General features: G+C 75.7%; 11 protein-coding genes and 1 pseudogene. 6 read left to right on the top strand and 6 right to left on the bottom strand.

Annotated elements, in window-relative coordinates; genetic code table 11:
- Window positions 1-737 (bottom strand): DUF2510 domain-containing protein (locus tag AB0910_RS21975; RefSeq protein ID WP_366746299.1); only part of this gene is annotated, 737 nt, incomplete at its 3' end.
- 367 nt (window positions 738-1,104) lie between these two features.
- Window positions 1,105-1,503 (bottom strand): annotated as a pseudogene (locus AB0910_RS21970) (carboxyl transferase domain-containing protein); the annotation flags it as partial.
- Between AB0910_RS21970 and AB0910_RS21965 the strand changes: the two are divergent.
- The 5 genes from AB0910_RS21965 (at window position 1,502) to AB0910_RS21945 (ending at window position 5,799) form a co-directional block, all read left to right on the top strand.
- The gene (locus tag AB0910_RS21965) at window positions 1,502-2,323 is read left to right on the top strand and encodes an alpha/beta fold hydrolase (protein WP_366746298.1); all 822 of its coding nucleotides are present in this window, start codon (window positions 1,502-1,504) and stop codon (window positions 2,321-2,323) included. The pseudogene AB0910_RS21970 and the gene AB0910_RS21965 sit on opposite strands and share 2 nt — an antisense overlap.
- Window positions 2,324-2,449: 126 nt before the next feature.
- Window positions 2,450-2,941 (top strand): SsgA family sporulation/cell division regulator, encoded by a 492-nt coding sequence (locus AB0910_RS21960; RefSeq protein WP_366746297.1) that lies wholly within the window; start codon window positions 2,450-2,452, stop codon window positions 2,939-2,941.
- A gap of 246 nt (window positions 2,942-3,187) precedes the next feature.
- Window positions 3,188-3,955, top strand: a complete 768-nt coding sequence (locus tag AB0910_RS21955) for a CDP-alcohol phosphatidyltransferase family protein (RefSeq protein WP_366746296.1) — start codon at window positions 3,188-3,190, stop codon at window positions 3,953-3,955.
- 157 nt (window positions 3,956-4,112) lie between these two features.
- Window positions 4,113-5,222: a catalase family peroxidase gene (locus tag AB0910_RS21950; protein WP_366746295.1), complete on the top strand. Its 1,110-nt coding sequence runs from the start codon at window positions 4,113-4,115 to the stop codon at window positions 5,220-5,222.
- On the top strand, window positions 5,215-5,799 hold the full coding sequence (locus tag AB0910_RS21945; RefSeq protein ID WP_366746294.1) for a cytochrome b/b6 domain-containing protein: 585 nt from the start codon (window positions 5,215-5,217) through the stop codon (window positions 5,797-5,799). The genes AB0910_RS21950 and AB0910_RS21945 overlap by 8 nt, the downstream gene beginning before the upstream one ends.
- Before the next feature lie 145 nt (window positions 5,800-5,944).
- Here AB0910_RS21945 and cynS read toward each other — a convergent pair whose 3' ends face one another.
- Window positions 5,945-6,388 (bottom strand): cyanase, encoded by a 444-nt coding sequence (gene cynS / locus AB0910_RS21940; RefSeq protein ID WP_366746293.1) that lies wholly within the window; start codon window positions 6,386-6,388, stop codon window positions 5,945-5,947.
- A gap of 170 nt (window positions 6,389-6,558) precedes the next feature.
- Between cynS and AB0910_RS21935 the strand changes: the two genes are divergently transcribed.
- Window positions 6,559-7,233, top strand: coding sequence for a pyridoxal 5'-phosphate synthase (locus AB0910_RS21935; protein WP_366746292.1), 675 nt, complete (start codon window positions 6,559-6,561; stop codon window positions 7,231-7,233).
- A 31-nt stretch (window positions 7,234-7,264) separates the two neighbouring features.
- Here the strand turns inward: AB0910_RS21935 and AB0910_RS21930 are convergent, their stop codons facing one another.
- From AB0910_RS21930 to AB0910_RS21920, 3 genes are all read right to left on the bottom strand, one after another.
- Window positions 7,265-8,044 (bottom strand): methyltransferase domain-containing protein, encoded by a 780-nt coding sequence (locus tag AB0910_RS21930; RefSeq protein WP_366746291.1) that lies wholly within the window; start codon window positions 8,042-8,044, stop codon window positions 7,265-7,267.
- A 67-nt stretch (window positions 8,045-8,111) separates the two neighbouring features.
- On the bottom strand, window positions 8,112-9,485 hold the full coding sequence (locus tag AB0910_RS21925) for an aldehyde dehydrogenase family protein (RefSeq protein WP_366746290.1): 1,374 nt from the start codon (window positions 9,483-9,485) through the stop codon (window positions 8,112-8,114).
- Window position 9,486: 1 nt separating this feature from the next.
- Window positions 9,487-10,596 (bottom strand): phenazine antibiotic biosynthesis protein, encoded by a 1,110-nt coding sequence (locus AB0910_RS21920; protein WP_366746289.1) that lies wholly within the window; start codon window positions 10,594-10,596, stop codon window positions 9,487-9,489.
- Window positions 10,597-10,695 lie beyond the last annotated feature (99 nt).

Below are 10,695 nucleotides of genomic sequence, written 5' to 3'. Positions count from 1 at the left end.
CGCGCCCCCGCCGCGGCCCCCCCGCCGCGCGGGGGGGGGGGGGGGGGGGGGGGCGCGGCCCCCCCCCCCCGCGCTGCCCCGGCTGCGGGCGCGCCCGCCCCTTCTTCGGGCGCCCCTGCCCCCTTGGCGCGGCGCGCGGCGGCGAGTGCCCGCATCGCCGCGCCCGAGTCGACCGGCTTGGCGGAGCGGGGCGGCCCCACGTGCCGGCCCGCGTCGTCCACCGCGCGCGAGGGCAGCGGCTCGGGCGCAGGGGCCGCGGCGTCCTGGGCGGTGCGCGCCTGCGGCACGGCGGTCAGGCCGGTGGGCGGGGCTGCGGAGAGTTCCGAGGGGTCGGCGGGCGAAGCGGCCCGCGGGTCGGCGGGCGCGCCCCACGCGACCCGGTGGTCCACCTCGCTCCCGAAGCCCGACTGCCGCGCCGTGTCGGCCTGCCAGGCGGATGCGGGCTCCTGCGGGGCGGGCGCGGCGTCCGGTCCGTCGGCGACGCCGGCCGAGGGGTCCTCGTCGAAGAAGACGGGCCCCGTCTCCTCGGCGGCCTGCGGCGCCGCGTCGGGGGCGGGGGCCTGCGGTGCGGCCTGCGCGCGGGGGTCGGCGGCCTCGCTCCCCGCGGGCGCGGGCCTGCTGGTGCCGGGCACCCAGGCAGCGCCGTTCCAGTACCGGACGTAGCCCGGGATGGACGGATCGGGGTAGTAGCCGGCCGCGGGCCCGCCGTCGCCTGCTGCCGATGTCGGGGCGCTCATCACCGTGGTCCCGTATCTCCTCAAGTGCCTTTGTTCAAGGCCTCACATCTATCAGAACACCGGCCGCCGCCGGGGCGGTCCTCTCCTTTGCGCCACTTTTCGGTCACGGAGTCGTCACACAACGTTATCGGCGTACCGGCGGCTCCCGCCGGGCCGTCCCGGCCGCGGGGCGCGGGGCCTCCTCCGGCGCGGGCGCGCAGTGGACGGCAGCACGGTACCGGGCCGGGGGCCGTAAGGGGACCACCGCAGGTGTGCTGCCTGTCAGCGCCAGGCGGCGGCCCGCCAGGCGCCGGGGCCGCGCGGCGGCAGCGGTGCGCGCAGCCCGCGCGCACGGGCGACCGGGCGGGGGCGCTCGATGCTCGGCGCTCGGCAGGGGCCCGGGGACGTCCACGAAAGAGAGCACGGGGATGGGGAAGGCGTCGCACATCCGGATGAAGCGCGCGCGACGGCGCCACCCCTCACGGACGCCGCAGGACCGGCCGCTCGCCGAACGCCTCCCGGGGCACGATGCCCGCACGCCGGAGCCGGCACAGCACACTGAACGAGCTGCCAGGGAGCCGTTTTGGCAGCACGTGGAGTGCGTCGTCGAGGAGGGATACTTTCCCCGGCCGTCGGGGGGAGCAGCAGCCTGAGGCGGCCCTCCGCGGCGCCCCGGCCGTCCCGGGGCGCCCCGCCCACCGCGCGGGCGGCGCAGCCCGCGCGTACGGACGCCCCCCGGGCGGCAGGCGTCCGCACCGCACCGACCGAGAGGCAGGTACCGCGCCATGAGTCACGCAGCGACGACACCGTCGGGAGCGGCAGGGGCCGCGGAGCCGGGGCGGGCCGACCCGGAGGCGTGGCTGCGGCGGCTGCGGGCGGCGCCCGGGCCGACCGCGGGGGCGCCGCTGCTGGTCTGCTTCCCGCACGCGGGCGGCGCCGCCTCGTCCTTCCGGCCGCTGGCGGCGGCGCTCGGCGGGGCGGTGGAGACCGTGGCGGTGCAGTACCCGGGGCGGCAGGACCGGTACGCGGAGCCCTGCGTCGAGGACCTGGACGAGATGGCCGCCCTGGTCGCCGAGTCACTGCGGCTGCGCGACGGCGGGCAGGGGCGGCCGACGGCGTTCTTCGGGCACAGCATGGGCGCGACGCTGGCCTTCGCGGTGGCCCGGCTGCTCGAAGGCCCGGGGTCCAGCGGGCCCGTGGGCCTGTTCGCCTCCGCGCGCAAGGCGCCCTCGGTGGCGGAGGGCCGGCAGGTCCACCTGCTCGGCGACGCCGAGGTGGTCGCCGAGCTGAAGTCCCTCGGCGGCACGGCCGCGGGCGCGCTGGACGACGAGGAGCTCGTGGGCCTCGTCCTGCCCGCAGTCCGCAGCGACTACCGCGCCCTGGAGACGTACCGCCCCAGGCCGGGGGAGCGGCTCGGCTGCCCGGTGACCGCGGTGCTCGGCGACGCCGACCCGCGGGTCGCCCCTGCCCAGGCCGCGGCCTGGGCAGGGCACACGGCGTCCGAGTTCCGGATACGGGTGCTGCCGGGCGGCCACTTCTATCTGAACGACCAGGTGGAAGCGGTCGCGGGCCTCGTGCGTGAGCGGCTCGCCGCGTGGGCGGGCTGAGCCCCGTACCCGTGCCGGAAAAAAATCTTGGAGAAGCCGCGTCATAGTCGCGCGGCACCCGGCTCTCTCCCAGTACGGCGCCCGGACAACCAGTCCCGGGGCCGAACGAGGGAGAGGACGAAGACCATGGGCGCCACCGACACCGTCGTGGAACGGGAACTCGACATCGAGCTGGTCCTGTCGCCTGAGCACAGCGTGGCGGTACCCGCCAGGCTGACGTACAGGACGGCGGACCCCTACGCGGTCCACATCGCCTTCCACATCCACTCGCAGAACCCGGTGCACTGGACGTTCGCGCGCGAGCTGCTGGTGGAGGGCGTGTTCCGGCCGTGCGGGCACGGCGACGTACGGATCTGGCCGACGCGCGTGAGCGGGCACAGCGTGATCAGCCTCGCGCTGACCTCGCCGGACGGGGACGCGCTGCTGCAGGCGCCGCTCGGGGCGCTGTACCAGTGGCTCGAACACACACTGCGGGTCGTGCCGCCCGGCACGGAGACGGACCGGCTCGGCCTCGACGAGGCGCTGCTCGCGCTGCTCGCACCGACCCCGGCGGACGACCTGTGGCTGCGGGACCCGTGGCCGTCCGACGGGTCGGACTGCCAGGACGCCGGAGAGTGACTCGCCTCACAGGCACGGCAGTTCACCCTCCCGCGCACCCTCCCCCGGCACCGGGCGCCCCCGCGCCCGAGTCGTTGGGCGCGGCCGCCGCCGTTCACGCACCGGGAACGGGGCCAGGCGCCGCACAGGGGTCGGCACCTGGCCGCCCCGCGGTGCGTGAACGGCAGGTGGCCGGGGAGGGTCCGCTGGCGGTCCTCTACCCTTTGGGCGACACGGGTCGGCGGAGGGCGAGAGGGAACACCGAAGATGACGACTGCTCCGGCACTGGCGGAACTGCGCGAGGTCTGCCAGCCGAACGCGAAGCTCGCGAGCCGCAACGGCGAGCACTGGGCCGGCCGCCTGTACATGCGGACGATCTCGCTGCACGCGACGCGGCAGCTCGTCCGCACCCGCGTCACACCGAACGCGCTCACCTGGACCATGGTGGTGTGCGGTGTCCTCGCCGGGGTCGCGCTGCTCGTCCCCGGCCTGTGGGGCGCGCTGCTCGCCGCGATCCTCTTCCAGCTGTTCCTGCTTTTCGACTGCGTCGACGGCGAAGTGGCGCGCTGGAAGGGGCAGAACAGCGCGGTCGGCATCTATGTCGACCGCCTGGGCGCCTACTTGGCGGACGCGGCGCTGCTCGTCGGCGCCGGTTTCCGTGCGGCGCGCGGCGGTTCGGACCTGTGGGTGTCCGTGGGCCTTGCCGCGGCCCTCGGCATCGTGCTGCTGAAGGCGTCGACGGACCTGGTCGACGTGGCCCGTGCGCGGCGCGGACTGGCCGTCGCCACCGAGGAGTCGACGGCGCCGCGCGCCCAGTCGATCGCCTTCGCACGGCGGGTGGCCTCCGCGTTCAAGATCCACCGCATCACCAACGGCATCGAGGCGTCGCTGCTGCTGCTCGCCGTGGCGATCGTGGACGCCGCTCTCAACAGCACGGAGCCGACCAGGATCGCCGTCGCGGCCATCGCCGCGGTGAGCTGGATCATGGTCGTCGCCCACCTGGCCTCCATCATGAACTCCTCGCGCCTGCGCTGACATTCGGCCGCCCCGGCGGTCGCACGGCGCGGGGCGGACCCGCGCCGCACCCTGTGACCCGGACCACAGCGCGTTCCTTCAACGCTCGCGGCCCGCGCCCCGTATCCCGCGCGGATCGGCACGCAGTGCCATGTCGGCGGATGAGGGAGAGCGCGTGGTGGAGCGCAGGAGTGCGCTGTTCGGGCTGGCCGCGGTGGGCGGGATCGGCGTCACGACCGTCGGGGGTTTCCTGTACGCGGGCGGCAGACTGAGAGCGCTGCCGCCCGAGCGGCTGACACCGGCGCGGTTCGCCGACGGCCTGGAGGGCGTCTTCGGGCGCCACCCCGGCTTCCGCCGCAACCACGCGAAGGGCGTGGCCGTACGGGGCCGCTTCACGGCCACGGCCGACGCCGCCGCGCTCTGCGGGGCCTCGGTGTTCAGGCCCGGCGGGAGGACCCCGGTCACCGGCAGGTTCTCCCTCTCCGGTGGCGTCCCTTACGCGCCGGACGCACCGGCCGCCGTGCGCGGGCTCGGCCTGCGCTTCGACCCGCAGGACGGCGGCCAGTGGCGCACGGCCATGGTCGACCTCCCCGTCTTCCTCGACAACACACCGAGCGGCTTCCTCGAACGGGTGCGGGCCTCGAAACCGGTGCCCGCCACCGGCAGGCCCGACCCGCGCGCCATGGCCGCGTTCCTCGAACGCCACCCGGAGACCGCGCGCGCCATGAAGGTGGTCGCGGCGAGGCCCGCCACGTCGGGCTTCGCCGACAGCACCTTCCACGGGCTCAACGCCTTCTACTTCACGGGCGGCCGCGGCGGGAGCGGCCTGCCCGCGGGCGGCCGTGTCCCGGTCAGGTGGGCGATGGAGCCGCTCCGGCCGGTGCGGCCCGCAGGGCCCGTGCCCGGCGGGAACCCGGCGGCGCCCGGCACCCGCGACTACCTCTTCGACGCGCTCGTGCGCGACCTGTCGGCCGGGCCGCTGCGCTGGCGGCTCGTCGTGACGGTCGCCGAGCCGGGCGATCCGCTGGACGACGCCACGCTCCCCTGGCCCAAGCGGCGGCGCAGGGTCGTCGCGGGGACACTCACCCTGGACACCGTGGAGACGGAGGCGCCGGGCACCGCGCGGGACGTCAACTTCGACCCGCTCGTCCTGCCGCCCGGCATCGAGCCGTCCGACGACCCGCTGCTGAGCGCGCGTTCGGCCGTGTACGCGCAGTCGTACGCGCGCCGGGCCGCCGAGCACCACACCCCGAGCGCGGTCGACGTGCGGCAGGTGCTCCATGGCTGACGCCGTCCCCGAGGCCCCGGCGACCCCGCGCCCCGCACGCTACGACGCGACGGCCCGCGGGCTGCACTGGATCACGGCCGTCCTGGTCGTCGCCACGCTGTTCGCCGGGATCGTGATGACGGGGTGGCTCGGCGGCTACCACGCCCTGCTGCGCGTCCACGAGCCCCTCGGCGCCGCCGTGTTCGTGCTGGCGGTGGCGCGGCTCGCCAACCGCGCCCTGCGCCGCGGGCCCGCCTTCCCCGCCGCCATGCCGCGGGCGGAACGCGCGGTCGCCGCCGCCTCGGAGTGCCTGATGTACGGGCTGCTGCTGGTGCAACCGCTGGCGGGCTGGGGCATGGAGTCGGCCGCCGGCATCCCCGTGCTCCTCCCCGGGGGCCTGCGGCTGCCCGGGCTCCTGCCGCAGGACGCCGGGCTCTACGCGGCGCTCCACACCGTCCATGTGGTGTGCGGCTGGACGCTGTTCGCGGTGTTCGTCGCGCACATGTCGGGCGTGCTCGTGCACGCGCTCGTGGTCAGGGACGGCCTGCTGCGCCGGATGACGCTCGGGCGGGGCGGGCCGCGCGCGCCGCGCGGCTGAAGGACCGCCGGAGCGGCGGGTGGGCGCACGCCGCTCCGGCGGCCGCCTGGACGGCCGGCCCCCGCACGGGGCGCCGGCCTGGGGCCGCCGGGTGCGTCCGGCGGCCGGTTGGCGGGGCGGGGCCGGGACGGCCGGCCCCGCGGCGTCACCACTCGTAGGGCAGGTACTTGCCGTCGAGGGTGATCACGATCCGGTCGCCCTTCGGGTGCGGCACGCGTTCCACGTCGAGCTTGAAGTTGATGGCACTCATGATGCCGTCGCCGCACTGCTCGTGGATGAGCTCCTTGATGGTCGGCCCGTAGACCTGGACCACCTCGTAGAGGCGGTAGATCGTCGGGTCGACCGGGACGGCCGTGTCGAGCCCGCCGCGGTAGGGCTGGCTGCGGAAGGCGAGCACGGCGTCCTCGCCGAGTTCGAGCAGCGCGGCGGCGCGCTCGGCCTCCTTCTCGCCCATCGGGTGCTGGCCGAGGAGCGCCGCGGTCGTCCAGGCGAGCGGCCTGCCCACGGTCTCGGCGAGCTGCGCCCAGGTCACACCGGTACGGATCTTGGCCTGGCGCACGGCCTCCGCGGCTTCCTTCTTGGTGAGCATGCCGGTCCCCTTCCACTCCGCGGCGCGCCGGGCGCGCACTGCATACAGAATACAATATGCCGACCGACGACGAGTCGATACGGGCGTTCCGGCATCCCGCCCCGCTCGGCCGTATTATGTTTACCGGCGGAACATAATGCCCCGCCCCCTTCCCACCGCCGGGAGAACCCATGGACCACCACGCCGGCCTGCGCGAACTCCTGCGTGGGATCGAGGTCTTCGCCGGAGACGACCTCCCCACCTTCGACCCCGCCGACACCCCGGCGGCGCCCGAGGAGTTGTTCGTCACGTGGCTGCGCGGGGCGCTCGCCGCCGGTGTCCGCGAGCCGCACGCGATGACGCTGTCCACCGTGGACGCCGAGGGCCACCCGGACGCGCGCGTCCTCATCCTGAAGAACCTGGAGAACACCGACGCCGGCGGCTGGCAGTTCGCCGTGCACGCCGGCAGCCCGAAGGGCCGGGAGCCGGCCGCGCACCCGAGGGCCGCGCTCACCTTCTACTGGCCGCCGCTCGCCCGGCAGGGCCGGGTGCGCGGGCCGGTCGCGGCGCGGCCCGCGCAGCAGGCCGCGGCCGACTTCCTGGCGCGCTCGCCGCAGGCGCGCGCCGAGGCGCTGCTCGGCACCCAGAGCCGCCCCCTCGGGGACCTCGCGGAGCGCGACCGGCGCACCGCGGAGTCGCTGGCCCGCGTCGAGCGGCACCAGGACCTGGTGGCACCGGAGTGGACGCTGTACGAACTGCGCGCCGAGCGCGTCGAGTTCTGGCAGGGCGACGCCGGGCGCCGGCACACCCGCCTCGCCTATCTGCGCGCGGCGGACGGCTGGCGCAGGCAGCTCCTCTGGCCCTGAGGCGCGCCGGGCCGAGGCCCGGCGCCCCCGCTCAGTCGGGCAGCCCCCGCACCAGTACCAACGACCCCTCGTAGGACGGCCGGTGGCGCAGCTCGCCGTACCGCTCGTCCCACTCCCCCGACCCGACAGCGGCGTCAAGCGCCGCCGCGTACCGCTCCCGGATCGCCGGATCGACGAAGCTCCAGGCCGAGTTGGCCTGCCGGGCACCGGGGTCGAGCAGCATCTCGGGGCGGCCGTAGTACGCCTCGTTGAAGCCGTCCACGCAGTCGAACGGGATCGGTACGGGCGTCACGTCGACGAGCCCGCCGAGCACCTCGGCGAGGTCCGCGACAGCCGGATAGCGGCGCGCCTCGGTGTCGAGGACGAGCGGCGCGTACGCGTACAGCCAGAAGTCCCTGACGAGGACGGGGTCCGCGGTCAGGAGGAGCACGGGCCCGCGCGCCACCCGCCGCATCTCGCGCAGCCCGGCCCGGAAGTCGCCCCACTGGTGGACGCTGAAGGTCGCCATCGCGGCATCGAACGCGTCGTCTTCGAAGGGAAGTTGCTCAGCGACCGCGTCGACGGCCGCAGGCAGGCCCGGCGGGCGCTGGGCGCGCATCACCGCGGAGGGCTCGACGGGCGTCACCGCGCGCTCCGCCGTCTCGTAGGAACCGGCCCCCGCGCCGACGTTGACGACGGTGCGGGCGTCGCCGAGCGCCGCCTCGATCAGCCGCGCGATGCGCGGCTCCGGCTGCCGGTAGGAGGTGTACCGCTCACCGATGGAGCCGTAGTCCGCGTCGCCCGCGCTGCCGTCCGCCCCTCTTTTGTTCATGGTCGGAACATACCAGCGGGCGGCCGAGCCGGGGAGGAAACGGCGAACCCCCTGGGGCCGGGGGCGTTCAGCCGCGGATGACCGCCTTGGTGCGCATCAGGAACTCGCCGAGGTAGGCGTCGTGCGGGACACCCGGGGCCATCCAGTGGGTCGGGTGGCCGCCGATGTGGAGGTTGCTGATGGAAGGCTCGGCGAGCAGGCGGTCGAGCAGCTCCTCGTCCTCGGTGATCGCGGTGAGGACCAGGCTGTTCCTGAGCACCTCGACGCCGGCCTCGCGGGTCCAGGGCGCGACCCAGACGCACGGGAACGGCAGTTCCGTCCCGGCCTGTTCGGCGTACGGGCCATCGAGCTGGTGCACGGCGGGCCGCAGCGTCGCGGTGCCGTCGCCCAGGTCGCCCACCACTCCGGCGCCACCGAGCCAGGCCTTCGTGCCCGCGGCCCTGGCGAGCAGGTGGTCCGACAGGCGCCGCGCCTCCGCGAGCGGGTGCACCGGCAGGATCGCCCGCTCGTCCTCCGGTGGCATGTCGGCGATGGTGGCGAGCCGTTCGGCCAGTGCCGCGGCGAGGGGCCCGGGGTCGCCCTCGACGAACACGGCGGTGGCGTCGACGCAGCCGACACCGCCGTCGCGGCTGACCGAGTCCGCGATGACGTCGAGGTGGCTGCGCCAGTCCGAGTCGGCGGTGACGAGGATCTTCGCCCGGCCGGGCCCGGCGGGCAGCACGGTGGGGTCGGCCGCGTACCGGTCGACGACCGCCTGGCCGCCGTAGACCATGCCCAGGTCCGCCTCGCGCAGGAGCGTGTCGGCCGTCCGGTGATCGGTGGGCAGCAGCACGACCTGGTCGGCGCCGAAGCCGGCCGCCCGCAGGGCGCTGACGAGGCGGTACGGGGTGAGCGGTTCGCGGCGCGAGGGCCGCACGGCCACCCGGTAGCCGAGCGCCAGGGCCTCCGGCCACAGCGCGTGCACGGCGGGATGGTTCCCGGCGGCCTGCACGGCGAACACGGCGCCGCGCCGGACCCACACCGCGGTGCCGGTGCGCGCCTCCGGGGCGCGCCAGTCGCGCACGGCGCCGACGGGACGGGCCGCCTGCGCGCTGCGGTCGGCAAGCGCGGTGCTCCGCCGGATGCTCTCGACCGCCGTGCGCACACCGGTCAGCGGGGTCCCGGACATCCGGCAGACGGCGTGCGCGTACGCGTCGGCGTCCAGGCCGGCCACCGTGCCCGCGGCGAACAGTTCACCGGCACGGGCGAGGGCGGCGAGCCGCTCCTCCGTCGGCGGGGTCGCGGCCCGGTGCAGCGCGGCCATCGCCCGGGAGACGAACAGCGGGGGAACCAGGCTCAGTTCAGCGATCGGCTGGCCCGCCACATCGCTGATCGGCAGCCGGTTGCGGGACCGGTAGGGACCCTTCGGCCCGAGCGCCGGCACCTCGATCGGCGCGCCCACCTCAGTACACGCCCTCGATGACGGCCCGTTCGTCGAAGACCGCGACCGGGCCCACGTCGGCGATCGCGTCACCGGGGGCACCCGCCGGCGCCCGCACCCGGGTGGCCAGGTCGCGTTCGAGGTTGGCCGGCAGCAGGAACGACTTGCTCACATGGTGGGTCACCACCTGGCCGCGCTCGCCGTGGCCGACCGTCCCGCCGGTCTCGGGGGCGACGACGGAGAACGTGACGAAGGGCGCGAGCGGATCGAAGACGCAGGGGTCGTCCGCAGTCAGGCCGAGCCGTTCGCCGACCCCGCCGAGGATCATCGTGCTGCCGTAGACCCCGTGGAGCGGCACGCCGGGGAAGACCTCGGTGCGGTAGAGGTCCCGCGAGTCTGCGTCCATGTGCGTCCCGCCCCAGAGGATGCCCCGCACCTTCGCGTTGACCAGCTCCACCAGGTCGTCGCGGCGCGCGAGGCGTTCCAGCAGCGCCGGGGTGGTCATGAGCACGCCGATGTCCTGGGTGCTCAGCAGGTGCGCCGCCTGCTCGACGAGGTGCTCGCCGTAGGCGTCGGCCTGGCCCGTGTCGCCCGCGGCCAGGAGCTTCTTGATCCACCGCGGGTCCAGGTCGACGGGGAACCTGATGCCGCCGCGGTCGGTGGCCAGCCGGGTGACGAGATCCCCGACCATGTGCGGCCCGGTCGGCGCGAGGGCCAGCCAGTCCGCCCCGCGGGGAAACCCGAGGGCGTCCAGATCGGCATCGACCGCGCTCACCACCCGGTCCCACCAGTCGCGGAGGATGACCACGCGCTTGGGCGCGCCGGTGGTGCCCCCGCTCTCGGCCACGCCGACGACACCGGGGCGCGCACCGTAGCCGCGCGGCACGAGAGCGGCGGCGCGGACGTCGCGCAGCTCGTCCGCGACGTTCGGGAAGAGGGCGAGGTCCTGGTGGCCCCTGACGTCCGTGCGCGGATCGAAGCCCAGCGAAGCGGCCCGCGCCAGCCAGAACGGCGAGCCGGTGTCCTCGCCGAAGTGCCAGGCCATGGCGGCGCGCACGAACGCGTCGGGGTCCGGCTCGGCGCCCGGCGGGGGGTCGAGGACATCGAGGATGTCGTCGGTCGTGCGGGACAACGGGCCACCTCCCGAAGCCGGACCTGGCGTGCCGTGCGCTCCCGCACGCGGCGGCCGCGGCGCACATCGTCGCCGACAGGCTATCAACCACCGTCCGTG

This window comes from Streptomyces sp. NPDC047002, from assembly GCF_040704505.1.
Classification (GTDB): domain Bacteria; phylum Actinomycetota; class Actinomycetes; order Streptomycetales; family Streptomycetaceae; genus Streptomyces.
This window is presented reverse-complemented; position numbering and strand designations above follow the sequence as displayed.

Coding starts and splice junctions, on each gene's coding strand:
- AB0910_RS21965 (WP_366746298.1), top strand. CDS start 1,502: ATGAGTCACGCAGCGACGACACCGTCGGGAGCGGCAGGGGCCGCGGAG.
- AB0910_RS21960 (WP_366746297.1), top strand. CDS start 2,450: ATGGGCGCCACCGACACCGTCGTGGAACGGGAACTCGACATCGAGCTG.
- AB0910_RS21955 (WP_366746296.1), top strand. CDS start 3,188: ATGACGACTGCTCCGGCACTGGCGGAACTGCGCGAGGTCTGCCAGCCG.
- AB0910_RS21945 (WP_366746294.1), top strand. CDS start 5,215: ATGGCTGACGCCGTCCCCGAGGCCCCGGCGACCCCGCGCCCCGCACGC.
- cynS (WP_366746293.1), bottom strand. CDS start 6,388: ATGCTCACCAAGAAGGAAGCCGCGGAGGCCGTGCGCCAGGCCAAGATC.
- AB0910_RS21935 (WP_366746292.1), top strand. CDS start 6,559: ATGGACCACCACGCCGGCCTGCGCGAACTCCTGCGTGGGATCGAGGTC.
- AB0910_RS21930 (WP_366746291.1), bottom strand. CDS start 8,044: ATGAACAAAAGAGGGGCGGACGGCAGCGCGGGCGACGCGGACTACGGC.